Origin of the sequence: Streptomyces coryli (genome assembly GCF_011044975.1) — a bacterium.
Classification (GTDB): domain Bacteria; phylum Actinomycetota; class Actinomycetes; order Streptomycetales; family Streptomycetaceae; genus Streptomyces; species Streptomyces coryli.
The window spans coordinates 40,006-66,505 of the sequence record NZ_JAAKZV010000017.1 but is presented as its reverse complement, the minus strand read 5'-3'; the positions used below and the strand labels follow the sequence as shown (position 1 = coordinate 66,505).

Genomic DNA, 26,500 nt, shown 5'->3' with positions numbered 1-26,500 from the left:
CTTCCTGGCCTCGGAGCGGGCGGCGTACATCAGCGGCGCGGCCCTGCACGTCCACGGCGGCGGCGAGCCGCCGGCCTTCCTCGACGCGGCAACGGCGAACAAGGAGCGATGAGATGACGGACGGAATCTGCGGCGGCCGCGTCGTGGCCGTGACCGGCGCGGGCCGCGGCCTCGGACGGGCGCACGCACTGGCCTTCGCGGCCGAGGGGGCACGGGTGGTCGTGAACGACCTGGGCGTCGGCCTCGACGGCACGCCGGGCGGCGCGGGCAGCCCGGCCGAGGAGGTGGCGGCGGAGATACGGGCCGCGGGCGGCGAGGCCGCGGTGCACGCCGGTGACATCGCCACGGCCGACGGCGCCGCGACCCTGGTGGCCACGGCGCTGGAGACCTTCGGGCGGCTGGACGCCCTGGTCAACAACGCGGGTTTCCTGCGCGACCGGATGCTCGTCAACCTCGACGAGGACGACTGGGACGCGGTCATGCGCGTCCACCTCAAGGGCCACTTCCTGCCGCTGAAGCACGCGGCCGCGCACTGGCGCGCGGAGGCGAAGGCGGGCCGTACGGTCGCGGCGCGGGTGGTCAACACCAGCTCGGGGGCCGGGCTCCTCGGCAGCGTCGGGCAGGGAAACTACTCGGCCGCGAAGGCCGGGATCCTCGGCCTGACCGTCGTCGCCGCGGCGGAGATGGGGCGGTACGGCGTTCAGGTCAACGCCATCGCGCCCGCGGCCCGTACGCGCATGACGGAGGAGGCCTTCGCGCAGACGATGGCCGCCCCCGAGGAGGGCGGCTTCGACGCGATGGCGCCGGAGAACGTCTCCCCGCTCGTCGTCTGGCTCGGCTCCGACGCGAGCGCGGGCGTCACCGGGCGGGTCTTCGAGGCGGAGGCGGGGCGGATCACGGTCATGGAGGGCTGGCGGCCGGGCCCGACCGCCGACAAGGGCGCCCGCTGGTCGCCGCGCGAGGCGGGCGAGGCGGCGCAGAAGCTGCTGGCGGAGGCGGAGCCGCCGGGGGCGGTGTACGGGGCGTCGTAAAGACGCGAAGGGCCCGTGCCGCATGCGGCACGGGCCCTCACAACAAGACTGGCTCAGGTCAGCCGACCGGCTCCAGCTCGCGGTCGTCGTCGCCCGCCGACGACGCCTTCTTCTCGAGCGTCAGCCGCTGCTGCAGCTTCTCGCCCTCGACGTCGACGTTCGGCAGCAGCTTGTTCAGCCACTTCGGCAGCCACCAGGCGGACTTGCCGAGCAGGGCGAGCACCGCCGGGACGATGGTCATGCGGACGATGAAGGCGTCCAGCAGGACCGCGACCGCCAGGCCGAAGCCCATCATCTTGATCATGGAGTCGCCCGCCCCGATGAAGCCGGAGAAGACGCTGATCATGATGATCGCGGCTGCGGTGACCACCCGGGCGCCGTACTTGAAGCCCGTCGTGATGGCCTGCCGCGGCTCCTCGCCGTGGACGTACGCCTCCCGCATCCGGGTCACGAGGAACACCTCGTAGTCCATCGCGAGGCCGAAGACCACGCCGATCATGAAGATCGGCATCATCGACATGATCGGGCCGGTGTTCTCCACGCCGAGCAGGTTGGCCGCCCAGCCCCACTGGAAGACCGCCACGACGGAGCCGAGCGCGGCCAGCACGGAGAGCAGGAAGCCGAGCGCCGCCTTGAGCGGCACCAGGATCGACCGGAAGACCAGCATCAGCAGCAGGAAGGCCAGGCCGACCACCAGCGCCAGGTACGGCACCAGAGCGTCGTTCAGGACCTGCGAGAAGTCGATGTTGACCGCGGTCGTGCCGCTGACCAGGAGGTCGGCGCCGGTGTCGTCGGCGATGCCGGGGGCCAGGTCGCGGATGTCGTGCACCAGCGACTCGGTCTTGACGTCGGAGGGACCGCTGTCCGGGACGATCGAGATCGTCGCGGTGTCGCCGTCCTTGTTGAACACCGGCTTGGCGACGGCTACGACGCCATCGAGGCCCTTGACCTGCGCGACGACCTCGTCGGCCGCCTCCTGCGGGTTGTCGGCGCCCTTGGCGTCCACCACACCCATCAGCGGACCATTGAAGCCCGGCCCGAAGCCGTCGGACAGCAGGTTGTACGCCTTGTACTGGGTGGACGTCTTCGGCGAGTTGCCCTCGTCCGGCAGGCCGAGTTCCATGCTCGCCACCGGGGCGGCCAGCGCGCCGAGGCCGAGCACGGCCGCGAGCAGCACCATCACCGGGCGGCGCAGGACGAACTTCGACCAGCGGGTGCCCATGTTCGGCTTGTGGTGCTCCGCCGGCGGCGCACCGGTCTCCGGGTTCCGCTTGCGGACGCGGCGGCCGAAGATGCGCTTGCCGACGATGCCCAGCGTGGCCGGGACCAGGGTGAGGGCGATGAGGACGGCGATCGCGACCGTGCCGGCGGCGGCCATACCCATCTTGGTGAGGATCGGGATGTTCACCACGGCCAGGCCCGCCAGGGCCACGATGACCGTCAGACCGGCGAAGACCACCGCGGAGCCCGCGGTGCCGACCGCGCGGCCCGCCGCCTCCTCGCGGGAGTGCCCCTCACTCAGCTCGGCCCGGTAACGCGAGGCGATGAACAGGGCGTAGTCGATGCCGACCGCGAGGCCGATCATCATCGCCAGGGTGCCGGTGGTGGCCGACAGTCCGAGCGTCGTGGCCAGGGCCGTAATCGCGGACATGCCGATGCCGACGCCGATGAGGGCGGTGAGGATCGGCAGGCCGGCCGCGACCATGGAGCCGAAGGTGATCAGCAGCACGATCAGCGCGATGCCGACACCGATGATCTCGCCGTGACCCATGTCGGGCTCGACCATGAGGGCATCGCCGCCGCCCTCGACGGTCAGGCCGGCGTCACGGCCGGACTCCATCGCCTTGTCGATGCCGTCCCGGGTGCCGTCGGTGATCTTCATCGCCGCGACCTTGTAGGAGGCGGTGGAGTAGGCGGTCGTGCCGTCCTTGCTCACCGCGCCCGGGGTCTTGAACGGGTCGGCCACAGCGGCGACCTGCTTGCCGCCGGACAGGTCCTCGATGACGCCCTCGACCGCGGCCTTGTTCTCGGCGGCGGTGATCTTCTGGCCGTCCGGCGCCTTGAAGACGATACGGGCGGACGCGGCGTCCGCGGCGGTGCCGGGGAAGCGCTCATCGAGCAGGTCGAAGGTCTTCTGCGCCTCGGTGCCGGGGAGCTTGAAGTCGTCCTCGGGCGGAGTGCCGGCGGACGAGGCGCCGAAGCCCGCGAGGACGAAGACGGCCACCCATATCAGGGCCGTCCACCAGCGACGCCTGAAAGACAGGCGCCCCAGTTTGTAAAGGAACGTAGCCACGTGCGAAACACTCCGGTCTTGATCGTCTGGGTTTGGGTCACGGGTGATCCAGCCCGACGACGAGAGCGGCGCGCGTCAGGTGGAGACATGTTCGGTTGTCGGTGGGCGGCGTTGCCCGATGGGGAGGGAGCTACGCGGCGCGCAGTGCGGGGAGCACGACGGCGTCCGTGTAGCGGATGAGGTAGTCCAGATCGACTGGCTCGTCCTCGATGAGGTCGCGGGCGGTGACGGCTCCCATCAGCATGTGCACCAGGAAGTCCCTGGCGGGTGCGTCGGAAGCGATCTCGCCCCGGTCCACGGCCCGCTGCACGACAGCCTCGAGCTTCTGCATCTCCGGGTGGATCAGCAGCTCCCGCAGCGCCTCGTGGAGCTCCGGGTGGGAGTGCACCGCCTGGGCGAGCCCGCGCATCAATGAGCGGTCCCGGTCGGCGTCGTCGACCCCGCACCGGTACAGCTCGTGCAGGTCGCCCCGCAGGCTGCCGGTGTCGCAGTCCTCCCAGCGATGAGGCTTGGCGTGCTTCAGCGCCGTGGCCACCAGCTGCGGCTTGCCCTTCCACTGGCGGTAGAGGGTGGCCTTGCTGGCATGCGTACGAGCCGCGATGGCGTCCATCGTGAGGCTCTCGTAGCCGGACTCCCGCAGCAGGTCGAGCACGGCCTCGAAGAGCTCGTGCTCGCGCTCGCTGCTGAGCCGGCTGCGGCGGACGGGCTCCTGGGTGATGGCCATCCGCGCCTCCCTCTGCGACGTCGAACGAAACGGTTTCGTACTCCGGACACGATCATACGCTGTACGGGGATCGAAACGATCCCGTTTCGCGTGTGCGATCGATCACTGGGCGTGGAGGCAACCTGACGCCTCCTGGCGGCGTCCCCTGGATATTGCCGCGCGGGATCGGCGCACCCTGGCTAATCTGAAAGCGACGGAAAGCCTCTTTACGGGAAGCACCGACACCCTCGGGCCCGTCGCTGCCGGCGCCACCGCGTCCGACCGAACTGACAGTGCTACGTCCCGGCCCCCCCGTACGAGGTGGGCTCCTTCCAGTTCACGTGACACGGAGGAGTGCAGAAGTGAACGAGATCCCCGACCGCGGCGACGCTCCGGAAAGCGACCAGCTCGCCGGGCGCGACAATCTGCGCCCGTTCGACGTCTGGGCGCACTCGGCCCCGATCCGGCTCGCGGGCTACGAGGACGACCTCGCCGAGCCGCACATCCTGCCTGGCATCGACTGACGACCGGGCGCAGTTCAGGCCACGAACTCCCGTACCGCCGCCTTCAGATCCGCCACCCCCTGCTTGGCGTCGGTGAAGAGCATGCCGGTCTTGGGGTCGGTGTAGAGCTCGTTGTCGATGCCCGCGTATCCGTGGCCCATCGAGCGCTTGATCACGACGATGCTCTTCGCCTGGTCGACATCCAGGATCGGCATGCCGGAGATCGCGTTGCCCGGGCGGCGGGCGGCCGGGTTCGTGACGTCATTGGCGCCGATCACCAGCGCCACGTCGGCCTGGGCGAACTCCGGGTTGACCTCCTCCATCTCCTTGAGCTGGGGATACGGGACGTTCGCCTCGGCGAGCAGCACGTTCATGTGGCCCGGCATCCGGCCCGCGACCGGGTGGATGGCGTACGAGACCTCGACGCCGCGCTCGGAGAGCAGCGCCGCCAGGTCGCCGAGCTCGTGCTGCGCCTGCGCGGCGGCCAGGCCGTAGCCGGGGACGATGATGACCTTCTGCGCGTACGCCAGCTGGATGGCGACGTCGTCAGAGGTGACCGTGTGCACGTGCGTATCGCCGCCGCCGGCCCCGCCCGCCGCGTCGTCGCCGGTGCCGAAGCCGCCGATGATGATCGCGGGGATGGAGCGGTTCATCGCGTCGGCCATCAGCTTGGTGAGGATCGTGCCGGAGGCGCCGACCAGGGCGCCGGCGATGATCAGGGCCGGCTCGCCGATGACGAAGCCGGACATGCCGACGGCGGTGCCGGTGAATGCGTTCAGCAGCGAGATGACCACCGGCATGTCGGCGCCGCCGATCGGCAGCACCATCGTCACGCCGAAGGCCAGACCGGCGAGGGTGAGCAGCCAGAGCGCGGGCCCCGAGGCGGGGTCGGCGATCAGCCAGACGGCTGATCCGGTGAAGGCGAGTGCCAGCAGGACGTTCAGCGCGCGGGCGCCGGGGAAGACGATCGGGCGCCCTGGCACGATGCCCTGCAGCTTGCCCGCGGCGACCAGCGATCCGGAGAAGGTCACCGCGCCGATCAGGATGTCGATCGCGCCGGGGATCGTGATGCGGGCGGGCAGCGCCGCCGCGTGCTCGTGCTGCAGCACGTGCCCGATCGCCAGCAGCGCGGCCGCCCCGCCGCCCACGGCGTTGAACAGGCTCACCAGCTGCGGCATCGCCGTCATCTGCACGCTGCGCGCCGCGTAGAGGCCGGCCGCGGAGCCGACCAGCACGGCCGACAGCAGCACGATCCACCCGGTGGCGGTGATCGCGCCGTTCTCGGCCAGCAGCACGCCGGTGGCGAGGATGGCGACCGCCATCGCGGCGGCGGAGAGGGTGTTGCCGCGGCGCGCCGTGGCGGGGGAGTTCATCAGCCGCAGGCCGAGCACGAAGCAGGCCGCGGCGGCCAGCAGCACGTACCGGATCGTCGTCTCGAGGTCGCTCATGCGGCCGGCCCCTTCTTGAACATCTCCAGCATCCGGTCCGTGACCGCGTAGCCGCCGACCACGTTCATCGCGCCGAACGCGACCGCGATGAAGGCGAGCACGTACTCGAAGGTCGTATCGGCGGACGCGGTGACCAGCATCGCGCCGATCAGGACGATGCCGTGGATGGAGTTGGCGCCGGACATCAGCGGCGTGTGCAGGGTGGCCGGGACCTTGCTGATGACCTCGAAGCCGACGAGGACGCTCAGCACGAAGATGGTCACGGCGGTGAGCAGGTCGAGCGTCACTTGGCGCCTCCGGCGACGGTGGTGTTGAGGACGGCGCCCGCGTGGGCGACGACGACGCCCGCCTGGATCTCGTCGTCGGTGTCGATGCGCACGGCGCCCTCGTGGAGGAGGTGCGTCAGCAGGGCCGAGATGTTCCGGGCGTACGCGGTGGAGGCGGCCGTCGCCATGACGGACGGCAGGTTGCCGGCGCCGATCAGGGTGACGCCGTTCTCCAGCACCGCGGTCTTGTCCGGCTCGGAGCCCTCGACGTTGCCGCCGAGGTCGCTCGCCGCCATGTCGACGACGACCGAGCCGGAGCGCATCCGCTGCACCGCCCGCTCCGTCACCAGCGGCGGCGGCTTGCGGCCCGGTACCCGGGCCGTGGTGATGACGACGTCGGCGCGGGCGACATGATCCTCCAGCGCCCGCAGCAGCACCTGCTGCTCCTCGTCGGTGAGCTGACGCGCGTAGCCCCCCTCGGTGGCCGCGTCGGCGATCCCCTCCAGCTCCAGATACTTCGCGCCCAGCGACTCGATCTCGCCCTTGGCGGCGGGCCGCACGTCGTATCCCGAGACGACCGCGCCGAGCCGGCGCGCGGTCGCGATGGCCTGCAGCCCGGCGACGCCCGCGCCCAGCACCAGCACGACCGCCGGCTTGGAGGTGCCGGCGGCGGTGGTGAGCATCGGGAAGTAGCGGTCGTACGAATCGGCCGCCAGCAGCACCGCTTTGTAGCCCGCGACGCTGGCCTGGGACGTCAGCGCGTCCATGGACTGCGCGCGGCTGAGCGTACGGGGCAGCAGGTCGAGGCTGACGAGCGTGACCCCGCGCTCGGCCAGCTCGGCGACGATGTCCTGGTGACGGTACGGCTCCAGCAGCCCGATCACCGTCTGCCCGGCGCGCAGCGCGGCCGCGGCCTCGGCGTCCGGCGGGCCCACGCAGAGCACCACCTCCGCGCGTCGCAACAGCTCCTCGGCAGGCACTACTTCGGCGCCCGCGGCGGTGTAGTCGGCGTCGGAGAACCAGGCGGCCGCGCCCGCGCCGGTCTCCACCAGAATCTCGACTCCCGCCTTTTTGAGGCGGGTTACGGCGTCGGGGATCAGGGCGACGCGGCGCTCGTCCGGCGCCCGTTCCCTGAGCACCCCGGCGATGACGGCTGTAGCCATCTATTGCTCTCCCTTGGTGCGGTTCGCCTGGGTGGTGCCCGCCGCACGCTAGCGGAAACGCCGCCTGGCCAGGGAGATGCCGGACGGGACCTGATGGATCATCAGGGCATGGTGAAGCTCAAGGTGAGGTTGAGGGTGAGGCTCACATAGACGTTGAGGGCGAGCAGCTGCTGCGGGCCGAGGTCGGCGCGCGGGTGTCCGAAACGTTCAAGACTCCGGCACCCGCCCGCGCCTAACGTGCCCGTATGACCGCACGAATGAATGCCATCGGAATGATCGCCATCGACCTCCCCGCGACCCTCGCCTTCTACCGCGCCCTGGGTCTGGACATCCCGGCGGAGGCGGACACGGCGCCGCACGTGGAGGCCGACCTCGGCGGCGGCATCAAGCTGATGTGGGACACGGAGGAGACCATCCGCTCCTTCGCCCCGGACTACGAGCCGCCGGCGAGCGCCGGGCGGATCGGGATCTGCTTCGAGTTCGACAGCCCCGCCGAGGTCGACAAGGCGTACGCGGACCTCACCGCCGCCGGACACCAGGGCGGCAAGGAGCCGTGGGACGCCGACTGGGGCCAGCGCTACGCCCTCGTCCGGGACCCGGACGGCAACGAGGTCAGCCTCTACGCCTCGCTGTCCTGAAGGAGCTCGCCCAGCGCCACGCCCGCGAGCGTTTTCACCTCGCGGGCGAGGTGCGCCTGGTCCGCGTACCCGGCCGCCGCCGCCACCTCGGCGTACGGCAGGCCGCCGCGGGCCAGGTCCAGGGCGCGGTTCAGCCGCAGCACCCGGGCCAGGGTCTTCGGGCCGTACCCGAAGGCGGCCAGCGAGCGGCGGTGCAGGGTCCGCTCGCCCAGGCCCGTACGGTCCGCCACCTCTGCGACCGTACGGCCGGCGCGCAGCGCGGCGACCACGGGGCCGACGTACGCGGGCGGCGGCGCGGCGTCGCGCAGCCGCCGTACGGCGAGCGCCTCCACGGCCGCGGCCCGGTCCGGCGCGTCGGCCACCTGCTCGGCGAGCCGGCGGGCCTCGGCGGCCGGCCACAGCGCGTCCAGCGGCACCCGCTGATTGCGCAGCTCATGCGCCTCGACGCCGAGCACGGAGGGGCCCTGGCCGGGGGCGAAGCGGATCGCGGCGTACTCCCGGTCCGGCGCGTCGCGTGCCACGAAGGCCCGGCTGTCGGGACCGGCGACCAGCAGCCTGCCGTCCGCCCAGATGATGTCCGTGCAGCCGTCCGGCAGCACCCGGTACTCCCCGCCGGTGTGCGGGCCGCTGCGGGTCCACACGACGGCCCCGGGGAGGCTGCGGGCCGAGCGTTCTGCGTACATGACTCCAGCATGCACCCGCCGAGTGCGTAAGACTGAACCCATGCCTGAGCTGCCCGAGGTGGAAGCGCTCGCCGACTTTCTGGGCGAGCACCTGGTCGGACGCGAGATCGCGCGGGTGCTGCCGCTCGCGATCAGCGTGCTGAAGACGTACGACCCGCCGGTCAACGCCCTCGAGGGGCGGACCGCGACCGGGGTGCGCAGGCGCGGGAAGTTCCTGGATATGACCGTCGGCGACGATCTGCATCTGTGCGTGCACCTGGCCCGGGCCGGCTGGCTGCAGTGGAAGGATTCCTTCCCCGCCAAGCCGCCCCGCCCCGGCGGCAAGAACCCGCTCGCCCTGCGGGTGCGGCTGGCCGCGCCGGAGACCGGGGGCTTCGACCTGACCGAGGCCGGCACGCAGAAGAAGCTCGCGGCCTATGTCGTACGGGATCCGGCGGAGGTGCCGGGGATCGCCCGACTGGGCCCGGAGCCGCTGGACGAAGCCTTCACCGAGGACGTCTTCCGGGAGCTGCTGGCGGGGGAGCGGCGGCAGATCAAGGGCGTGCTGCGGGACCAGTCGACGATCGCGGGGATCGGCAACGCGTACTCGGACGAGATCCTGCACGCGGCCAAACTCTCCCCGTTCAAGATCGCCGCCAAGCTGACGGACGAGGAGATGTCCGTCCTCTACCGGGCGATCGGCGACACCCTCCGCGAGGCCGTGGAGCGCTCGCGCGGACTGGCGGCGGGCAGGCTGAAGGCGGAGAAGAAGAGCGGGCTGCGCGTCCACGGCCGCAAGGGCGAGACCTGCCCGGTGTGCGGCGACACGATCCGCGAGGTCTCCTTCAGCGACTCGGCGCTGCAGTACTGCCCGACGTGCCAGACGGGCGGCAAGCCGCTCGCCGACCGGAGGTTGTCGAAGCTGCTGAAGTGACCGGAGGCCGCGCCCACCCGGGCGCGGCCTCTGTTCGTAGCAGCTCGCTCATGCCTGCCGTGCCAACTGCGCCTCCTCTTCATCGCCCCGCGCCACCGGCTCCTCCGGTGCCGCCTCCGAGATCGGCGGCACCCGGCGCAGCAGCGTCAGCACCACAGCCGCCGTCACCAGCGCGAAGCCCGCGCTGACCGCCGCCGCGGTCTGCAGCCCGGAGGTGAATGCCTCCCGCGCCACGGCCGCCAGTTCGCCGCCGTCCGGCAGCCGGTCGGCCGCCGCCAGCGCGGCGCCCAGGGTGTCCTTCGCCTCCGGCGGAGCACCGTCCGGGATGCCGCCGCGGTAGACCGCCGTCGCCACGCTGCCGGTGACCGCGATGCCGAGGGCCAGGCCCAGGTCGTACGCGGTCTGGCCGGTCGCCGCCGCGGCGCCGGCCTTCTCCGCCGGGCTGGCGCCCACGGCGAGCACGGTGCCCAGCACGCTGATCGGCGCCACCCCGAACATGATCACCGCAAGCGCCAGCGACGGCGCCGCGACACCGGTCGTCGAGGTCATCGCCGCATACCCGGCGAGGGAGACGAGCAGCCCGCCGGCGAGGACGTACGCCGGCCGGACCCGCCGGGCCAGCGGCGGCGTCAGCTGCGAGCCGGCCACCAGGCCCGCCGCACCCGGCAGCAGCCACAGCCCGGCTGCCAGCGGCGACAGACCGGTGACGGCCTGGAGGTACTGCGGCAGCAGATACTCCACCCCGTTCAGCGCGATCATGCCGAGCAGCAGCGTGAGCAGTGCGCCGGTGAACGCCCGGTGCCGGAACAGCCGCAGGTCCAGCAGCGGGGTCGGCAGCCGGTGCTGGCGCCGGACGAAGGCGACCCCGAAGAGCGTGCCCGCGCCGAAGACCACCGCGGCCGCCGCACCCGGGCCGTGCTCGGCGAGCGCCTTGATGCCGTAGACCAGCGGCAGCACGGTCAGCAGGAAGAGGGCCACGCTCGCCAGATCCAGCCGGCCTGCTGCCGGATCGCGGTACTCGGGCAGCAGCAGCGGGGCCACGACCAGCACCGGCACCATGATCGGCAGGCTCATCAGGAACGTCGATCCCCACCACCAGCTGTCCAGCAGCACCCCGCCGGCGACCGGCCCGAGGGCCAGGCCGACGGACAGCGCCGTCACCCACATCGCGATGGCGGTGGCCCGCTGGAGCGGGTCGGCGAACATGTGGCTGATCAGCGCCAGCGTCGACGGCAGCACGGCCGCGCCGGCGACGCCGAGCAGCGCGCGGGCCGCGATCAGCGTCTCCGCGTTCGGGGCGTACGCCGCGATCACCGAGGCCGCGGCGGAGCCGGCCGCGCTGCTGCTGGGCGCCGCTGCCGCCGCCCGTGCGGCAACGGGCGCCCCGCTGCCCCCGGCGGAGCGCGGCGATGTGGACCGTACGGCCGACCGGGCACGGGAGGCGCTGGGGGAGGCGGCCTTCACGGCCGCGTACCGGCACGGTGAGGCCGCGGGTCCCGACTCCGAGGCGGTAGCGGCGGCCGTGGCCCGGTAGCCGGGCGCGCGGTGCGCCGTTTGCATTGCGGTGCAAACTCCGGCCGTGGACCCGTACCGCCCGGCAGAATCCTCCGGACGCGACCATCGCAACACGGGGGATTTCACATGCGCACATCACGGCTGCTGGCCGGCGTCGCCGCCCTGGCCGCACCGCTGCTCGTCACGCCGTCGGCGCCCGCCGCGCCGGCCGAGGCGGTGCCCAACAACGACCCGTCGTTTCTGCAGGTCTACGACGCGAACGTGGAGAACCTGCCGGTCAGCACGGAGCCGAAGTGCCCGGGCGACTGGCACGACCTCATGTACTACATGCGGCTGCAGCAGTACCGCCCCGACATCTATCTCGTCCAGCAGGTCGGCGGCCAGGAGCAGCTGAACACCCTGCTGACGCGGATGAAGGAGCACTTCGGCGAGAGCTACGCCGGCGTGGTCGCGGAGGCGAACCCGGAGCCCGGCGGCGGCAGCTGCGGCGCCGAGAAGGCGATCCAGACCAACGCCGTCATCTGGCGCACCGACCGGCTGTCGCTCAAGCTCTCCGCCTCCCCGAAGAACCGTTGGCAGGCCCAGCGCGAGGACCCGAACGACCCGGACACCTGCATCGCCAACAACCAGGCCCGCTCCAAGGGCGTCAAGGCGCTGCTGCACGACAAGGGGTCCGGCAAGGACGTCACCGCGGCGTCCTTCCACTGGCCGACGATCAGCCACGGCGGCATGAAGTGCGCCCCGTCCAACGCGGGCGAGCTCAGCAACGAGCTCACCGAGGACGGCTACGGCGGCGCCGACCTCTACGTCGCCGGCGGCGACACCAACCACGGCGACCGTAAAACCGCGGGCGGCTGGACCGACTGGTACGCGGCCGTGAACGCCGACGTCGGCGGCAAGCACCGCTTCCGCGACGCCGGCTACGCCAAGTGCGCGGCGAGCGGCGGCTCCATCCCGGACTGCCTGGCCAAGGACTGGACGCACATCAACGACGACGGCGACCACCGCCGCATCGACTACCTCCTCGCCCGCCGCCCGGCCGGCGGCCCGCCGGCGACGACCGGCACCGTCATCCCGGGCTTCGACGAGGGCGACGCCGCGGACAAGGAGCTCACCGGCGACGACCGCACCGACCTGGACTACTCCGACCACCGGGCGGTCGGCGCCCGGGTCGGCTACTGACCGGGGCTCACTCCTCGGGGTCCTCGAGCCGGAAGCCGACCTTCATCCCGACCTGCCAGTGCTCGATGCCCTCGTCGTTCAGCTGCCCGCGGATCTGCGTGACCTCGAACCAGTCGAGGTTGCGCAGCGTCTGCCCGGCCCGGCCGATGCCGTTCCTGATGGCGGCGTCCAGGCCCTCGTGCGAGGAGCCGACGATCTCTGTCACGCGATAGGTGTGGTTACTCATACGGACCAAGGTGCCGCAGTGGCCCGTGCTCCGCGAGGTGAGGCGCATCCTCCGTTACGGCACCACGGTGACCGGCCAGCGGCCCGCCTTCACCAGGCGTACCGCCACCGAGCCGACGATCCGGTGCCCGGCCGACTCGGAGGCGCCGACGACCACCGCGTCCGCGGTCAGGTCGTCGGCCGCCTTCACCAGGCCGCTGTACGGGTCGCCGTGCAGGGTGTGGAACTCCCAGCGGAAGTCGAAGACCCCGCGCAGCTTCTCCGCCGTGTCCCGGATCTCGGTCACCAGCTCCTCGGCCACGCCCTCCGTCGCCTCCGCCACGTTCGCCCCGAAGGCGGCCGCGCCGGCCAGCGGCGGCTGGACGTAGACGATGGCGAGGAGGGCGTTCTGCCGCCGCGCCAGGCCGCCGGCGTAGGCGGCGGCGCGCCAGGAGCTGTCGGAGCCGTCGACGCCGACGACGATCACCTTCGGGCCGTCGGTGCCGCGTTCGAACTGTGTGTGCAGGCCATCGGTCACGTGAGGAAAACTATCGGACCGACTGAGTGTGGCGGAACACGTCGCCCGGATCGTAGTGGCGCTTGACCTGCTGCAGGCGGGGATAACCGGCCTTGTAGTACAGGTCGTGCCAGGGGACGCCGGAGGTGTTCCACTCGGGGTCGCTGAGGTCGATGTCCGGATAGTTGATGTACGTGCCGTCGGTGACCTCGCCGGGGACCGGGACGCCGCCGGTGTCCGCGTACACGTCGCGGTAGACGCCCCGTATCCAGGCGAGCTTCGCGGCCTCCTCGTCCGGCTCGCCCCAGTAGGCCTGGTACTGCAGCTTGAGTATCGAGTCGCGCTGCGCCACTGCGGTCGCGTCCTCCGCGACCCGGTTCACCGCGCCGCCGTACGAGTCGACCGCGACCAGCACCCCGGTCAGCTCCGTCTCGGTGAGGTTCTTGTACAGGGCCGCGATCTGCGCGTCGGGGAAGCCCTTGCGCATATACGCCGACTTGTAGTCCCCGCGGCCGCCCCATCCGGTGCCCGCGTGCGCCCTGGTCGCGGTGAGCCACGACTGCTTCTGCGCGGCGAAGAGCTCGGGGCGCGCCCGCAGCTCGCCCGCACGCTTGGTCATCGGCCTCGCCTTGCCGATCCCGCCGCCGATCGCGGCGAGGAACTCCTCGAGCAGTTTCGCCGCGTCGGGCCGGGTGGCGTCCATCTGGGTCGACAGCGAGATCTCGCCGCTCGCCCGCGAGCTCAGCACCAGCATGCTGAACAGGCCCGCGTACGGGGAATCCGGGGCGCTGTGCTCCTCGAAGAACGCGCCGTAATTCCGCAGCAGCGTGCGGAAGCGGCCCTCGGTGATGTCGCTCCACGGCCAGGACTGGGAGTGCACGTACACCTCGCCGGGCGGCCTGGGCAGCTGCTTCTCCGGGGCCATGCCGCCGGTGCCGGGGGTGCGGAAGTAGTAGCGGGTGACGATGCCGAAGTTGCCGCCGCCGCCACCGGTGTGCGCCCACCACAGTTCGCGGTGCGGGTCGTCGTCCTCGCGGGTGGCGAGCACGGCGCGGGCGCGGCCTGCCGCGTCCACCACGACGACCTCGACGGCGTGGAGATGGTCGACGGTCAGCCCGGCCTGGCGGCAGAGCGCGCCGTAGCCGCCGCCGCACACATGGCCGCCGGCGCCGACCGAGCCGCAGGTGCCGCCCGGGATCGTCACGCCCCAGGTGCGGTACAGCTCCAGATAGACCTCCCAGAGCGTGCAGCCCGCTTCCACGGCGAAGGCGCGGCGGTCGGTGTCGTAGTGGACGTCATTCATGGCCGACAGGTCGATGACCACCTCGACGTCGGCGTTGTAGACGAACGCCTCGTAGCAGTGGCCGCCGCTGCGTACGGCGATGCGCTTGCCCGCCCGTACGGCCTCCTGGACCGCGTCGACGACCTGCGCGGTGGTACGCGGCACGCGGATCGCCTCGGGGGCGGCCCGCCAGCGGCCGTTGCTGCCGGAGATCATGTCGCGGTAGCGGGCGTCGCCGGGCGTCACGGTCGCCGCCGGGCCCGGGCCCGCGGCCGCGGCGGCGGCCGACGGGTGGGCCCGGGCGCTTGCGGGTGCGGCGAGTCCGCCGATGCCGGCCGCCGCCGCACCCCCGAGCGCCGCGCCTCCCAGCAGCACCTTGCGGCGTGACACATCGTCCGTATCGGCCATGGCGTAACTCCCGTTCACATGAAGGGCGTCAGTGGGTGTGGCCGATGATGGGCCTGCAACCGGGGTGGCTGAAGGCCGTGTTGGGGATGCCGATATGCGTTTGCCGAATAGTCGGTGGCCGGCTACGCCGGCATGAGCTGGTAATCCGGGAAGTTCCCCGGCGCCCGCTCGTCCGCCGAGCCCTCCGTGACGGCCCGTACGAGCAGCTCGCCGCCGACGAAGGCGCCGCGCCAGGAGTGGCCGAAGCCGCCGAAGAGCTCGGCGCGGTCGCCGCGGGAGCGGGGTTTGCCGTGGCCGGTCTTGAAGGCGCGGATCTGCGGGGCGAGGCGGTTGAAGGTCTCCTCGTCGTCGCAGGAGAGGCTGGCCACGAGGGCGCCGTTGGAGGCGTTCATGGCTGCTAGGAGTTCCGCCTCGGTGTCGACCGGGACGATCGTGTCGACGGGGCCGAAGGGCTCGGCGTGGTGCAGCGGGGAGCTGGGCGGCGGGTTGAGGAGTGTGACCGGCGGAAGATACGCCGAGGTGTCCTGGCCGGGCAGCAGCCGGGCGTCGGTGAGGGAGCCCTGGAAGAGCGGCACGGCGCCGCGGCTGACGGCCTCGGTGACGAGGTCGCCGAGCTCCTTGGCCTTGGCGGCGTTGATCAGCGGGCCGAAGTCCAGCTGCGGGAGGTCGTCGCCGGGGTTCTCGACGGCGAGGGGGTGGCCGAAGCGGAGCGACCGCACCGCGGGCAGATAGGCCGCGAGGAAGTCGGCGAACCGCGACCGCTGCACGACGAAGCGGGGATACGCGGTGCAGCGCTGCTTCGCGTAGTCGAAGGTCTTGCGGATCTGGCCCGCCAGGGAGTCCCAGTCGGAGTAGTCCCACACGCCCCAGCAGTTCAGCCCCTCCTGCTCCAGGATGTGCGGCTTGCCGAGGTCGGCGACGGCGGTGGCGACGCGGCCGCCGGTGTCCCGGCCGCCGACGAAGGAGACGCAGCCGATCTCGGGGGCCCGTACGAGCGCCTCGGACAGCTCGCCGCCGCTGCCGCTGACCAGGGTGATGGGCAGGTCCTCGCGCACGGCCAGGGCGCAGGCGAGGGTGAGGCAGGCGACGCCGCCGTCGGTGGGGGTCTTGGCGATGACGGCGTTGCCCGCGAGGGCCTGGACCAGCATGGCGTGCATCAGCACGCTCATCGGGTAGTTCCAGGAGGCGATGTTGGAGACCGGGCCGGGCAGCGGGGCCCGGCCGTCGACCATCGAGTCGATCTCCTCGACGTACCAGCGGACGCCGGAGATGGCCCGGTCCACATCCTGCTGCGCCTGCTTCCAGGGCTTGCCGATCTCCCATACGAGCAGCAGCGCGAGCAGCTCGCGGTGCTCGGTCAGCGCGTCGAGCGCGGCGCTGACCCGCGCCTTGCGCTCGGCCAGGGGCTTGCGGCCCCACTCGCGGTGGGTGTCGGCGGCGGCCCGTACGGCCTGGTGGGCGGTGGCGGCGTCGAGGCGGGGGAGGCCCGCGAGGTGGCTGCCGTCGATCGGCGAGACGGTGTGCAGCACGCTGCCGTCCAGCTGCCAGCCGCCGCTGTGCAGATTGAGCACGCGGTCGTCGCGGAACGCCTCGGGGGCCACCTCGCCGCAGCGCCGCCACGCGTCGGCCCAGGAGGTTCCGGGCTTGAGAATGAGGGTCATGTGAGCTTCTCCGCTCGTCGGGGGCGGATCTCGCGCAGCGCACCACTGCGCGTGTAAAGGAAGCCGCGGACCACGCCGTTGTGGGGCAGCTCGTTGCTCGTACGGAGGCGGTCGATGCACTGCGCGAGGTCGCCGGCCGGGTCGCTCAGCGCCGCGCAGTCCTCGTGATGCACCAGCAGGATCTCGCTGGTGCCGCCGCGCTCCTGGCTCAACTTCAGCGAGCGGAGGGCGTCGGGTGTGACGCATCCGCCCGCGTTTCTGATCACATGGGCGTCGCCCGGCTCGAGACCGAAGATCGTTTCGATCCCCAGCCGGGCATCCATGCAGGCGACGATAGCGACCCCGCTGAGCGGCCGCTTGGTCTGCGCGTCGAGTGGGACGAACTCCACACCCCGCAGCTGCCGTCGCCGCAGCAGCGCTTCCGTACCCCCGGTCACCCGAGCACCTCCCGGGCGAGCCGGGCGGTCTCGGACGGCGTCTCGCCGACCCGTACCCCGGCGGCCTCCAGGGCCTCCTTCTTCGCCCGTGCGGTGCCGGACGAGCCGGAGACGATGGCGCCCGCGTGGCCCATGGTCTTGCCCTCGGGCGCGGTGAAGCCGGCGACGTAACCGACCACGGGCTTGGTGACGTTGGCCTTGATGCCCCCCTGTCCTGAAATGAAGGCCGCCGCCCGCTCCTCGGCGTCCCCGCCGATCTCGCCGATCATCACGATCAGATCGGTGTCCGGGTCCTCCTCGAAGGCGCGCAGGCAGTCGATGTGGGTGGTGCCGATGACCGGGTCGCCGCCGATGCCGACGCAGGTGGAGAAGCCGATGTCGCGCAGCTCGTACATGAGCTGGTACGTCAGCGTGCCGGACTTCGAGACCAGGCCGATGCGGCCCGGCTTGGTGATGTCGGCGGGGATGATGCCGGCGTTGGACTCGCCCGGGGTGATCAGGCCGGGGCAGTTGGGCCCGACGATCCGGGTCCCCGCGGCGGCGGCGCGGGCGCGGAAGGCGACCGAGTCGTGCACCGGGACGCCCTCGGTGATGACGACCGCGAGGCCGATGCCGGCGTCCGTGGCCTCGTCGACGGCGTCCTTCACGAAGGGCGGCGGGACGAAGACGACGGAGACGTCGGCGCCGGTGGCGTCGATCGCTTCCTTCACGGAGCCGAAGACCGGGACTTCCGTGCCATCGAAGCCGACCCTCTGGCCCGCCTTCCGCGGGTTCACGCCGCCGACCACGTTCGTGCCGGCGGCGAGCATGCGGGCGGTGTGCTTGCGGCCCTCGGAGCCGGTCATGCCCTGGACGACGACCTTGCTGTGCGCGGTGAGATAGATGGCCATGATCAGCTCCCTGCGAGTGCCAGCTCGGCGGCGCGCGCGGCGGCGCCGTCCATGGTGTCGAGTCGGGTGACGAGGGGGTGCGCGGCGCCGTCGAGGATCTCGCGCCCGGCCGCCGCGTTGTTGCCGTCGAGGCGTACGACCAGGGGCTTGGTCAGCTCGACCTGGTCGAGGGCCTGCACGATGCCGTTGGCGACGGCGTCGCAGGCCGTAATGCCGCCGAAGACGTTCACGAAGACGGACTTCACGTCCGCGTCGGAGAGGATCACGCCGAGCCCGTCGGCCATCACCTGCGCCGAAGCTCCGCCGCCGATGTCCAGGAAGTTGGCGGGATCGGCGCCGTTACGGGCGACCACGTCCAGGGTGGACATCACCAGCCCCGCGCCGTTGCCGATGATGCCGACGCTGCCGTCCAGCTTCACGTAGTTGAGGCCCTTGGCGCGCGCCTGCGACTCGAGATCGCCGCCCTCGCCCGGGACGTCGTACGCGTCGTGCTGCGGATGCCGGCCGCGGGCGTTGTCGTCGAGGGTGACCTTGCCGTCGATGGCGAGGATGCGCCCGTCCGTGGTCCGTACGAGCGGATTCACCTCCACCAGCACCGCGTCCTCCGCGGTGAAGACCTCCCACAGCGCGACCAGCGCGGGCGCGGTCTCCGGCGGCAGCCCGGCCGCGGCCGCGATGTCGCGCGCGACCGCCTCGGTCACGCCCTCGACCGGGTCCACCGGGATACGGGCCAGGGCCTCCGGCTTGGTCGCCGCGACCTCCTCGATGTCCATGCCGCCCTCGGCCGACGCCATCGCCAGCCAGGTGCGGTTGGTGCGGTCGAGGAGATACGAGGCGTAGAACTCCTCGGCGATATCCGCCGTCTGAGCCAGCATCACCTTCCCGACCGTGTGGCCCTTGATGTCCATGCCGAGGATGGCCTGGGCGGCGGCCACCGCCTCGCCCGGGTGCGCGGCGAGCTTCACACCCCCCGCCTTGCCGCGGCCGCCCGTCTTCACCTGCGCCTTGACGACCACGCGGCCGCCCAGCAACTCAGCGGCCGTCTGGGCCGATTCGGGGTCCGACACGACCGCCGCGTCCAGCACGGGGACGCCGTGCCGCGCGAACAGCTCCCGCGCCTGGTACTCGAAGAGATCCATCGTCAACTGCACCTGCCCTGGGTCGGGTTCGACTGGAGAGATTTCCGGTGCACGCCCCCTGGACATCGACTCACCGATGCGGGATAACCGTCTGCATACAGTATTCGTGTCCTGTATGCAATGTACAGAGTCGTGCTCCGAAGGGACTGAACTCGCCATGGCTGACGGCACTTCCGGCACCTCAGACCAGGTTTCCGGCGGCCACCTCGTCGCAAAGGCCCTCAAGGCCGAAGGCGTCGACGTCATCTACACGCTCTGCGGCGGCCACATCATCGACATCTACGACGGCTGCGTCGATGAAGGCATCGAAGTGGTCGACGTACGGCATGAACAGGTGGCCGCGCACGCCGCCGACGGCTATGCCCGCATCACGGGCAAGCCCGGCTGCGCGGTCGTCACCGCGGGACCCGGCACCACCGACGCCGTCACCGGCGTGGCGAACGCCTTCCGCGCCGAAAGCCCCATGCTGCTGATCGGCGGCCAAGGGGCGCTCACCCAGCACAAGATGGGGTCGCTGCAGGACCTCCCGCACGTCGACATGATGGCGCCGATCACCAAGTTCGCCGCCACCGTGCCCGACACCGCCCGCGCGGCGGACATGGTCTCGATGGCCTTCCGTGAGTGCTTCAACGGCTCGCCGGGACCGTCCTTCCTCGAGATTCCGCGCGACGTCCTCGACGCGAAGGTCCCGGCGGAGAAGGCGCGCGTCCCGAAGGCCGGCCACTACCGCGCCTCCACCCGCCAGGCCGGCGACCCCGAGGCCATCGAGAAGCTGGCCGACCTCCTCGTACAGGCCGAGAAGCCGGCGATCCTGCTCGGCAGCCAGGTCTGGACGACCCGCGCGACCGACTCCGCGACCGAGCTCGTACGCACCCTCAACGTCCCCGCGTACATGAACGGCGCGGGCCGCGGCACCCTGCCGCCCGGCGACCCGCACCACTTCCAGCTCTCCCGCCGGTACGCCTTCACCGAGGCCGACCTCATCATCATCGTCGGCACGCCCTTCGACTTCCGGATGGGCTACGGCAAGCGGCTCTCGCCCTCGGCGACGGTCGTCCAGATCGACCTCGACTACCGGACCGTCGGCAAGAACCGCGACATCGACCTCGGCATCGTCGGCGACGCCTCCCTCGTCCTGGCCGCCGTCACCCAGGCTGCCTCCGGGCGGATCAACGGCGGCGCCACCAAGCGCAAGGACTGGCTCGACGAGCTGCGCGCCGTCGAGCAGAAGGCCATCGAGAAGCGGCTGCCGAACCTGAAGAAGAACGACTCGCCGATCCACCCGTACCGCCTGGTCAGCGAGATCAACGACTTCCTCACCGAGGACTCCATCTACATCGGGGACGGCGGCGACATCGTCACCTTCTCCGGCCAGGTGGTCCAGCCGCGCACGCCCGGCCACTGGATGGACCCGGGCCCGCTCGGCACCCTCGGCGTCGGCGTCCCGTTCGTGCTGGCCGCCAAGCAGGCCCGCCCGGACAAGGAGGTCGTCGCGCTCTTCGGCGACGGCGCGTTCTCGCTGACGGGCTGGGACTTCGAGACCCTCGTCCGCTACAACCTGCCGTTCGTCGGCATCGTCGGCAACAACTCCTCGATGAACCAGATCCGTTACGGCCAGGCGGCCAAGTACGGCCTGGAGCGGGAGCGGGTCGGCAACACGCTCGGCGACGTGCCGTACGACCAGTTCGCCAAGATGCTCGGCGGCTACGGCGAGGAGGTCCGCGACCCGGCCGACATCGCCCCCGCGCTGCAGCGGGCCCGCGAGTCGGGCAAGCCGTCGCTGATCAACGTCTGGGTCGACCCGGACGCGTACGCCCCCGGAACCATGAACCAGACGATGTACAAGTGAGGTGACGAGAAGTGACGAAAGCCCTCGACGGGGTGCGCGTCCTGGACATGACGCATGTCCAGTCCGGCCCCTCCGCCACCCAGATCCTCGCCTGGCTCGGCGCCGATGTGGTCAAGCTGGAGGCGCCGACCGGAGACATCACGCGCAAGCAGCTGCGTGACCTGCCGGACGTGGACAGCCTCTACTTCACGATGCTGAACGGCAACAAGCGCAGCATCACCCTCAACACCAAGACGCCGCGCGGCAAAGAGCTCCTCATCGAGCTGATCAAGCGCAGCGACATCATGGTGGAGAACTTCGGCCCCGGCGCAGTGGACCGGATGGGCTTCTCCTGGGAGCGGATCCAGGAGATCAATCCGCGGATCATCTACGCGTCCATCAAGGGCTTCGGCGACGGCCCGTACACGAATTTCAAGGCCTACGAAGTCGTGGCCCAGGCCATGGGCGGGTCGATGTCGACCACCGGCTTCGAGGACGGGCCGCCCCTCGCCACGGGCGCGCAGATCGGTGACTCGGGCACGGGAATGCATACAGTAGCCGGTATATTGGCTGCGCTTTTCCAGCGCACCCACACCGGCCGCGGTCAGCGCGTGAACGTCGCGATGCAGCACGCCGTGCTCAATCTCTGCCGCGTCAAGCTCCGCGACCAGCAGCGGCTCGCCCACGGCCCGCTCGCCGAGTACCCGAACGAGGACTTCGGTGACGAGGTGCCGCGCTCCGGCAACGCCTCCGGCGGCGGCCAGCCGGGCTGGGCTGTCAAATGCGCGCCCGGCGGCCCGAACGACTACGTGTATGTGATCGTGCAGCCCGTCGGCTGGCAGCCGATCACCGATCTGATCGGCCGGCCCGAGCTCGCCGAGGACCCCGAGTGGAACACCCCGGAGGCGCGGCTGCCGAAGCTCGGCAAGATGTTCCAGCTGATCGAGGAATGGTCCAGCACCTTGCCCAAATGGCAGGTCCTGGAGAAGCTCAATGCCCACAACATCCCCTGCGGCCCCATCCTCTCCACCAAGGAGATCGTCGAGGACGCCAGCCTGCGGGACAACGAGATCGTGGTCGAGGTCGAGCATCCCGAGCGCGGCTCGTACGTCACCGTCGGCAGCCCTCTGAAGCTCTCCGACTCTCCCGTCGACGTCGACCGGTCCCCGCTCCTGGGTGAGCACAACACCGACATCTACGAACGCGAACTGGGTCTCACAGCCGCGGAGCTGGCCGACCTCAAGACGAACGGAGTGATCTGAGCCCATGGTCGAGCCCCAGTCCCGCGACGTCGTCAAGGCGCTGCTGAAGCAGGTCGCCGCCGACGGCCGCACCGCACTGACCGCACCGGAGGCGAAGCAGGTCGCCGACGCGTACGGGATCGCCGCTCCCGGCGAGGAATTGGCGAAGGACGTGGACGCGGCGGTGGCGGCCGCCGCGCGCTTCGACGGCAAGGTGGTCCTGAAGATCGTCTCGCCCGACATCCTGCACAAGACCGACGCCGGGGGAGTGGAGGTCGGCATCGAGGGCGCCGCCGACGTACGGGCCTCCTTCCACCGCATCATCGACAACGCCAAGGCGTACAACCCCGAGGCCCGCATCGAGGGCGTGCAGGTGCAGCAGATGCTGCCCTCCGGGCCCGACGCGCACGAGGTCATCGTCGGTGCGGTCACCGACCCGACCTTCGGCAAGGTCGTCGCCTTCGGGCTCGGAGGCGTACTGGTGGAGGTGCTCAAGGACGTCACCTTCCGCCTGGCGCCGGTCGACGCGGACACCGCCGTCGGGATGCTGGACTCCATCGGCGCCGCCGAGATCCTGCGCGGCGTGCGCGGGGGAGAGGCGGTGGACCGCTGGGCGGTCGCCGAGCAGATCCGCCGGGTCTCGGAGCTGGTCACCGACTTCCCCGAGATCGCCGAGGTGGACCTCAACCCGGTCATCGCCACCCCTGAGGGCGCCCTGGCCGCGGACCTGCGGATCATCCTCGCCGAAGGCGAGCAACCGGTCCGTCGCACCTTCTCCCGCGACGAGATCCTCGCCGCCATGAACCGGCTGATGAAGCCGCGTTCTGTCGCCGTCATCGGCGCCTCCAACGAGGAGGGGAAGATCGGCAACTCGGTGATGAAGAACCTCATCAACGGGGGCTTCGCCGGCGACATCCACCCGGTCAACCCGAAGGCCGACGACATCCTGGGCCGCAAGGCCTACAAGTCGATCACCGACGTGCCGGGCGAGGTCGACGTCGCGGTCTTCGCCATCCCGGCGAAGTTCGTGCCCTCCGCCCTCGAGGACGTGGGCCGCAAGAACATCCCCAACGCGGTCCTCATCCCCTCCGGCTTCGCCGAGACCGGCGAGCACGAGCTGCAGCAGCAGATCGTGGACATCGCCACCGAACACAACATCCGCATGCTCGGCCCGAACATCTACGGCTACTACTCCACCTGGCAGGACCTGTGCGCCACGTTCTGCACACCGTACGACGTCAAGGGCGGCGTGGCGCTCACCTCCCAGTCCGGCGGGATCGGCATGGCGATCCTCGGTTTCGCCCGTACGACCAAGACCGGCGTCTCCGCGATCGTCGGGCTGGGCAATAAGTCGGACGTCGACGAGGACGACCTGCTGACCTACTTCGGGGAGGACGAGAACACCCAGTGCATCGCGATGCACCTGGAGGACCTCAAGGACGGCCGCGCCTTCGTCGAGGCGGCGCGGGCGACCGTGCCGAAGAAGCCGGTGGTCGTGCTCAAGGCCGGCCGTACGTCGGCGGGCGCCAAGGCCGCAGGGTCGCACACCGGGGCGCTCGCCGGTGACGACGCCGTGTACGACGACATCCTGAAGCAGGCCGGCGTCATCCGGGCGCCGGGCCTGAACGAGATGCTCGAGTACGCCCGCGCGCTGCCGGTCCTGCCCACGCCGCAGGGCGACAACGTCGTGATCATCACGGGCGCCGGCGGCTCCGGCGTGCTGCTCTCCGACGCCATCGTCGACAACGGCATGCAGCTCATGGACATCCCGGAGGACCTCAACGAGGCGTTCATGAAGTACATCCCGCCCTTCGGCGCGGCGGGCAACCCGATCGACATCACCGGCGGCGAGCCGCCGTCCACCTACGAGGCGACGATCCGCCTGGGGCTCACCGACCCGCGCATCCACTCGCTGGTCCTCGGCTACTGGCACACGATTGTCACCCCGCCCATGGTCTTCGCCGAGCTCGCCGCCCGCGTGGTGGCGGAGGAGCGGGCCAAGGGCAACGTCAAGCCCGTCGTGGCGTCCCTCGCGGGCGACACGGAGGTCGAGGAGGCCTGCCAGTACCTCTTCGAGCGGGGGGTCGTCGCGTACCCGTACACGACCGAGAAGCCGGTCGCCGTACTCGGCGCGAAGTACCGCTGGGCCCGGGCCGCGGGCCTGCTCACGTAACACCGCAGCACCCCGGGGCCGGCCCCGTCAGGACAGGGGCCGGCCCCGGCGCACCACAGCACAGCAAGAGATCAGGCAGGGGGCGCTGTCCGGATTCTCTCCACGCAAGGGGTGCAACAGCCGTGACAACAACAGACTTTCCAAAGGTGGCCGCATACCGGGAGGTCACCGATGCAAACGGGCGGACCTACCGCCTGGGCGAGTCCGATATCGACATCATGGGCCGCAAGCGCAAGTGGATGGTCATCCTGCCGTGGATCGGCATGATGGGCATTTCCTCGGCGGAGTACGCGTTCGCGTCCGCCGAGGACACGCTGCACGAGGCGCACGCCTGGTCCAGCACCAGCATCTACTGGATGCTGACGTGCTGGGTGTTCTTCCAGGCCGCAGTCGCCTTCCCGGCGGGAAAGCTGCGTGAGTCCGGAAAACTGCCCGCCCGCTGGGCGATGATGCTCGGCGCCGCAGGCACCTTCATCGGCTATCTGTCGCTGGCCTTCGCGCCGCACGTCATGCTGGCGGTCATCGGCTTCGGCGTGTTCAGCGGGATGGGCGCGGGCATGGTGTACGCCACCTGCGTCAACATGGTCGGCAAGTGGTATCCGGAGCGCAAGGGCGGCAAGACCGGCTTCGTGAACGGCGGCTTCGCCTACGGTTCGGTGCCGTTCGTCTTCCTCTTCCACGGCTACATGGACGCGAGCAATTACCAGTGGGTGCTGGTCTCGGCGGGGCTGTTCCTCGCCGGAGCCGTGGCGTACGCCGGCTTCTTCTTCAAGGACCCGCCGAAGAACTGGTGGCCCGCGGAGATCGACCCGCTGCACCCGCCGGAGGACCCGCGGGCGGCCCGTTCGCTGCAGAAGAACCCGCCGGCGATCAAGCAGTACTCGCCGGGGGAGGCCTGGAGGACCGGCCGGGTCGCGGTGATGTGGGTCTGTCTCGCCTTCACCTCGGGCGTCAATATCTTCGGCATCTCGTTCCAGGTCGACATCGGTGAAGAGGCCGGCTTCGCCGCCGGGATCGTAGCGACGGCCATGTCCCTGAAGGCCATCGTCAACGGCACCGGGCGCGGGGTCATCGGCTGGCTCTCCGACCGGTACGGACGTAAGGAATGCCTGCTCTTCGTCTGTATCGTCCTGGGCCTCTCGCAGTTCGGCATCATCTGGTCGGCCGACATCAAGAACCTGCCGCTGTTCCTGATCTTCTCCGCGATCTCCGGATTCGGCGGCGGCGCGATCTTCCCGATGTTCGCGGCCATGACCGCCGACTACTTCGGCGAGAACAACAACGCGTCCAACTACGGCATGGTCTACAGCTCGAAGCTCGTGTCCGGCCTGGGCGCCGGCATGGGTTCCATCGCGGTGACCGCCTGGGGTCTCAACGGGGCCTTCACCCTGGCCGGCTCGCTGTCCCTCCTGGCGTTCTTCATCGCGCTGTTCCTCAAGGCGCCTGGACGCGACTACCGGGGCCGGCTGGTCGTCAGCCCCAACCCGAAGCCGATCAGCAGGGAGGCCGAGTAACCCCGATCCCGTCCCCACGCACGTCAGGGCCCGCCCCGCTCCCTCAGGGCGGGCCCCGCGTCGTCCGGGCTCAGCCCTTCCCGTCGTCCTTCTGCCGCTGGTGGTACGAGGTGCGGGTGTGCTCCGTGTGCGTACGCATCACGGCCTGCGCCTCGGCCTCGTCGCGGCCCTTGATGGCGGCGATCAGCTCGCGGTGCTCGATCCAGGACTGGGCGCCGCGCTGCCGGGCGACAGGCGTGTAGTACCAGCGCACCCGGCGGTCCACCTGGGCGGCCAGCTCCGTCAGCACCGCGTTGCCGGCGAGCTGCATCACGTAGGCGTGGAAGGCGGCGTTGGCGGCCACCACCTCGTCGACGGTGTCGGCCTCCACCGCGGCCTCACCGACGGCGCACAGCCGCTCCAGCTCCTTCACCCCAGGACCCGTCGCGTTGGCCGCCGCCAGCCGGGCCGCCTCCGTCTCCAGCAGGGCGCGGACGACGAGCAGCTGGTCGGCCTCCTGCTCGGTGGGCTCGTGCACGAACGCGCCCTGGGCGGGGCGCAGATCGACCCAGCCCTCGGTGTTGAGCCGCTGCAGCGCCTCGCGCACGGGCTGCCGGGATACGCCGAGGTGGCCGGCGAGTTCGGTCTCGACCAGGTGCTGGCCGGGGCTCAGGGCGCGCGTGATGATCAGGTCCAGCAGCGCCTCGTACACCCGCTCGCGGAGCGGTCCAGGGCGCTCCAGCTTGGGCATGGCACCCTGCGGCAATCCTGTGGAGAGCATCGCTTCCCCCCGGCCTCGATTGGCTTTTGTCTACAGTCTACTGAGTGTGATACCCCGCCTGTCAGGCGGGTTGCACAGATGGTGATCCTCTTCACACGGTGTTTGGCC

General features: G+C 70.9%; 23 protein-coding genes and 2 pseudogenes. 10 read left to right on the top strand and 15 right to left on the bottom strand.

The window, feature by feature from the left end; genetic code table 11:
- Both G5C51_RS42880 and G5C51_RS06805 read left to right on the top strand, forming a co-directional pair.
- Positions 1 to 112: pseudogene (locus G5C51_RS42880) on the top strand (SDR family oxidoreductase); the annotation flags it as partial.
- Position 113: 1 nt separating this feature from the next.
- Positions 114 to 1,031, top strand: coding sequence for an SDR family oxidoreductase (locus G5C51_RS06805; RefSeq protein ID WP_165233333.1), 918 nt, complete (start codon positions 114 to 116; stop codon positions 1,029 to 1,031).
- Positions 1,032 to 1,089: 58 nt separating this feature from the next.
- On the opposite strand, the gene G5C51_RS06800 is transcribed toward G5C51_RS06805, so the two are convergent.
- Positions 1,090 to 3,324 (bottom strand): MMPL family transporter, encoded by a 2,235-nt coding sequence (locus tag G5C51_RS06800; protein WP_165233330.1) that lies wholly within the window; start codon positions 3,322 to 3,324, stop codon positions 1,090 to 1,092.
- A 130-nt stretch (positions 3,325 to 3,454) separates the two neighbouring features.
- A complete protein-coding gene (locus G5C51_RS06795) occupies positions 3,455 to 4,048 on the bottom strand; it encodes a TetR/AcrR family transcriptional regulator (protein ID WP_165233327.1) in 594 nt (197 codons plus the stop codon).
- 341 nt (positions 4,049 to 4,389) lie between these two features.
- Here G5C51_RS06795 and G5C51_RS06790 point away from each other — a divergent pair, with 341 nt between their 5' ends.
- On the top strand, positions 4,390 to 4,551 hold the full coding sequence (locus G5C51_RS06790; protein ID WP_165233185.1) for a hypothetical protein: 162 nt from the start codon (positions 4,390 to 4,392) through the stop codon (positions 4,549 to 4,551).
- Between the two features lie 14 nt (positions 4,552 to 4,565).
- Here the strand turns inward: G5C51_RS06790 and G5C51_RS06785 are convergent, their stop codons facing one another.
- Genes G5C51_RS06785 through G5C51_RS06775 form a run of 3 tightly spaced genes read right to left on the bottom strand, consistent with a single transcriptional unit; the run spans position 4,566 to position 7,407 of the window.
- Positions 4,566 to 5,978, bottom strand: a complete 1,413-nt coding sequence (locus G5C51_RS06785) for an NAD(P)(+) transhydrogenase (Re/Si-specific) subunit beta (RefSeq protein ID WP_165233324.1) — start codon at positions 5,976 to 5,978, stop codon at positions 4,566 to 4,568.
- Positions 5,975 to 6,265 carry a proton-translocating transhydrogenase family protein gene (locus G5C51_RS06780; RefSeq protein ID WP_165233321.1) on the bottom strand — a complete coding sequence of 97 codons (291 nt, stop codon included), beginning with the start codon at positions 6,263 to 6,265 and terminating at the stop codon, positions 5,975 to 5,977. The genes G5C51_RS06785 and G5C51_RS06780 overlap by 4 nt, the downstream gene beginning before the upstream one ends.
- Complete coding sequence (locus G5C51_RS06775) at positions 6,262 to 7,407, bottom strand: NAD(P) transhydrogenase subunit alpha (RefSeq protein WP_165233318.1); 1,146 nt, start codon at positions 7,405 to 7,407, stop codon at positions 6,262 to 6,264. Before G5C51_RS06775 ends, G5C51_RS06780 begins: the two co-directional genes overlap by 4 nt.
- Before the next feature lie 245 nt (positions 7,408 to 7,652).
- Between G5C51_RS06775 and G5C51_RS06770 the strand changes: the two genes are divergently transcribed.
- Positions 7,653 to 8,045, top strand: coding sequence for a VOC family protein (locus G5C51_RS06770; protein WP_206313523.1), 393 nt, complete (start codon positions 7,653 to 7,655; stop codon positions 8,043 to 8,045).
- Here the strand turns inward: G5C51_RS06770 and G5C51_RS06765 are convergent.
- Positions 8,027 to 8,728, bottom strand: coding sequence for a helix-turn-helix domain-containing protein (locus G5C51_RS06765; RefSeq protein ID WP_165233315.1), 702 nt, complete (start codon positions 8,726 to 8,728; stop codon positions 8,027 to 8,029). The genes G5C51_RS06770 and G5C51_RS06765 overlap by 19 nt on opposite strands.
- A gap of 40 nt (positions 8,729 to 8,768) precedes the next feature.
- Between G5C51_RS06765 and G5C51_RS06760 the strand changes: the two genes are divergently transcribed.
- The gene (locus tag G5C51_RS06760) at positions 8,769 to 9,641 is read left to right on the top strand and encodes an Fpg/Nei family DNA glycosylase (RefSeq protein WP_165233312.1); all 873 of its coding nucleotides are present in this window, start codon (positions 8,769 to 8,771) and stop codon (positions 9,639 to 9,641) included.
- 48 nt (positions 9,642 to 9,689) lie between these two features.
- On the opposite strand, the pseudogene G5C51_RS06755 reads toward G5C51_RS06760, so the two are convergent.
- Positions 9,690 to 10,985: pseudogene (locus tag G5C51_RS06755) on the bottom strand (MFS transporter); the annotation flags it as partial.
- A gap of 297 nt (positions 10,986 to 11,282) precedes the next feature.
- Between G5C51_RS06755 and G5C51_RS06750 the strand changes: the two are divergent.
- Positions 11,283 to 12,338 carry a hypothetical protein gene (locus G5C51_RS06750; RefSeq protein ID WP_165233306.1) on the top strand — a complete coding sequence of 352 codons (1,056 nt, stop codon included), beginning with the start codon at positions 11,283 to 11,285 and terminating at the stop codon, positions 12,336 to 12,338.
- A gap of 7 nt (positions 12,339 to 12,345) precedes the next feature.
- Here G5C51_RS06750 and G5C51_RS06745 read toward each other — a convergent pair whose 3' ends face one another.
- The 7 genes from G5C51_RS06745 to sucC all read right to left on the bottom strand — a co-directional run bounded on the left by G5C51_RS06745 (position 12,346) and on the right by sucC (position 18,876).
- Positions 12,346 to 12,564, bottom strand: coding sequence for a dodecin (locus G5C51_RS06745; protein ID WP_165233303.1), 219 nt, complete (start codon positions 12,562 to 12,564; stop codon positions 12,346 to 12,348).
- A gap of 54 nt (positions 12,565 to 12,618) precedes the next feature.
- Positions 12,619 to 13,080 carry a universal stress protein gene (locus tag G5C51_RS06740; protein WP_165233300.1) on the bottom strand — a complete coding sequence of 154 codons (462 nt, stop codon included), beginning with the start codon at positions 13,078 to 13,080 and terminating at the stop codon, positions 12,619 to 12,621.
- 10 nt (positions 13,081 to 13,090) lie between these two features.
- Entirely contained in the window at positions 13,091 to 14,749 is a 1,659-nt protein-coding gene (locus G5C51_RS06735; RefSeq protein WP_165233297.1) for an FAD-binding oxidoreductase, read from the bottom strand.
- A gap of 122 nt (positions 14,750 to 14,871) precedes the next feature.
- Positions 14,872 to 16,410 (bottom strand): aldehyde dehydrogenase family protein, encoded by a 1,539-nt coding sequence (locus G5C51_RS06730; RefSeq protein WP_165233294.1) that lies wholly within the window; start codon positions 16,408 to 16,410, stop codon positions 14,872 to 14,874.
- Entirely contained in the window at positions 16,407 to 16,847 is a 441-nt protein-coding gene (locus G5C51_RS06725; RefSeq protein ID WP_165233291.1) for a carbonic anhydrase, read from the bottom strand. Before G5C51_RS06725 ends, G5C51_RS06730 begins: the two co-directional genes overlap by 4 nt.
- The gene (gene sucD / locus G5C51_RS06720) at positions 16,844 to 17,737 is read right to left on the bottom strand and encodes a succinate--CoA ligase subunit alpha (protein ID WP_165233288.1); all 894 of its coding nucleotides are present in this window, start codon (positions 17,735 to 17,737) and stop codon (positions 16,844 to 16,846) included. The genes G5C51_RS06725 and sucD overlap by 4 nt, the downstream gene beginning before the upstream one ends.
- A gap of 2 nt (positions 17,738 to 17,739) precedes the next feature.
- Complete coding sequence (gene sucC, locus G5C51_RS06715; RefSeq protein ID WP_165233285.1) at positions 17,740 to 18,876, bottom strand: ADP-forming succinate--CoA ligase subunit beta; 1,137 nt, start codon at positions 18,874 to 18,876, stop codon at positions 17,740 to 17,742.
- Between the two features lie 157 nt (positions 18,877 to 19,033).
- Here sucC and G5C51_RS06710 point away from each other — a divergent pair, with 157 nt between their 5' ends.
- The 4 genes from G5C51_RS06710 to G5C51_RS06695 all read left to right on the top strand — a co-directional run bounded on the left by G5C51_RS06710 (position 19,034) and on the right by G5C51_RS06695 (position 25,632).
- Positions 19,034 to 20,725, top strand: a complete 1,692-nt coding sequence (locus G5C51_RS06710; protein WP_165233282.1) for a thiamine pyrophosphate-binding protein — start codon at positions 19,034 to 19,036, stop codon at positions 20,723 to 20,725.
- Between the two features lie 11 nt (positions 20,726 to 20,736).
- On the top strand, positions 20,737 to 21,966 hold the full coding sequence (frc, locus tag G5C51_RS06705; protein ID WP_165233279.1) for a formyl-CoA transferase: 1,230 nt from the start codon (positions 20,737 to 20,739) through the stop codon (positions 21,964 to 21,966).
- Positions 21,967 to 21,970: 4 nt separating this feature from the next.
- Positions 21,971 to 24,118, top strand: a complete 2,148-nt coding sequence (locus G5C51_RS06700) for an acetate--CoA ligase family protein (protein WP_165233276.1) — start codon at positions 21,971 to 21,973, stop codon at positions 24,116 to 24,118.
- Positions 24,119 to 24,240: 122 nt separating this feature from the next.
- Positions 24,241 to 25,632, top strand: coding sequence for an MFS transporter (locus tag G5C51_RS06695; RefSeq protein WP_165233273.1), 1,392 nt, complete (start codon positions 24,241 to 24,243; stop codon positions 25,630 to 25,632).
- A gap of 70 nt (positions 25,633 to 25,702) precedes the next feature.
- On the opposite strand, the gene G5C51_RS06690 is transcribed toward G5C51_RS06695, so the two are convergent.
- Positions 25,703 to 26,392 carry a GntR family transcriptional regulator gene (locus tag G5C51_RS06690; RefSeq protein WP_165233270.1) on the bottom strand — a complete coding sequence of 230 codons (690 nt, stop codon included), beginning with the start codon at positions 26,390 to 26,392 and terminating at the stop codon, positions 25,703 to 25,705.
- Positions 26,393 to 26,500 lie beyond the last annotated feature (108 nt).

Bases quoted from the DNA above. Each gene is read 5' to 3' on its own strand.
- G5C51_RS06795 (WP_165233327.1), bottom strand. From the start codon at position 4,048: ATGGCCATCACCCAGGAGCCCGTCCGCCGCAGCCGGCTCAGCAGCGAG.
- G5C51_RS06805 (WP_165233333.1), top strand. From the start codon at position 114: ATGACGGACGGAATCTGCGGCGGCCGCGTCGTGGCCGTGACCGGCGCG.
- G5C51_RS06710 (WP_165233282.1), top strand. From the start codon at position 19,034: ATGGCTGACGGCACTTCCGGCACCTCAGACCAGGTTTCCGGCGGCCAC.
- G5C51_RS06735 (WP_165233297.1), bottom strand. From the start codon at position 14,749: ATGGCCGATACGGACGATGTGTCACGCCGCAAGGTGCTGCTGGGAGGC.
- G5C51_RS06785 (WP_165233324.1), bottom strand. From the start codon at position 5,978: ATGAGCGACCTCGAGACGACGATCCGGTACGTGCTGCTGGCCGCCGCG.
- G5C51_RS06765 (WP_165233315.1), bottom strand. From the start codon at position 8,728: ATGTACGCAGAACGCTCGGCCCGCAGCCTCCCCGGGGCCGTCGTGTGG.
- sucD (WP_165233288.1), bottom strand. From the start codon at position 17,737: ATGGCCATCTATCTCACCGCGCACAGCAAGGTCGTCGTCCAGGGCATG.
- G5C51_RS06750 (WP_165233306.1), top strand. From the start codon at position 11,283: ATGCGCACATCACGGCTGCTGGCCGGCGTCGCCGCCCTGGCCGCACCG.
- G5C51_RS06760 (WP_165233312.1), top strand. From the start codon at position 8,769: ATGCCTGAGCTGCCCGAGGTGGAAGCGCTCGCCGACTTTCTGGGCGAG.
- G5C51_RS06690 (WP_165233270.1), bottom strand. From the start codon at position 26,392: ATGCTCTCCACAGGATTGCCGCAGGGTGCCATGCCCAAGCTGGAGCGC.
- G5C51_RS06775 (WP_165233318.1), bottom strand. From the start codon at position 7,407: ATGGCTACAGCCGTCATCGCCGGGGTGCTCAGGGAACGGGCGCCGGAC.
- G5C51_RS06745 (WP_165233303.1), bottom strand. From the start codon at position 12,564: ATGAGTAACCACACCTATCGCGTGACAGAGATCGTCGGCTCCTCGCAC.
- G5C51_RS06730 (WP_165233294.1), bottom strand. From the start codon at position 16,410: ATGACCCTCATTCTCAAGCCCGGAACCTCCTGGGCCGACGCGTGGCGG.
- sucC (WP_165233285.1), bottom strand. From the start codon at position 18,876: ATGGATCTCTTCGAGTACCAGGCGCGGGAGCTGTTCGCGCGGCACGGC.
- G5C51_RS06700 (WP_165233276.1), top strand. From the start codon at position 21,971: ATGGTCGAGCCCCAGTCCCGCGACGTCGTCAAGGCGCTGCTGAAGCAG.
- G5C51_RS06770 (WP_206313523.1), top strand. From the start codon at position 7,653: ATGACCGCACGAATGAATGCCATCGGAATGATCGCCATCGACCTCCCC.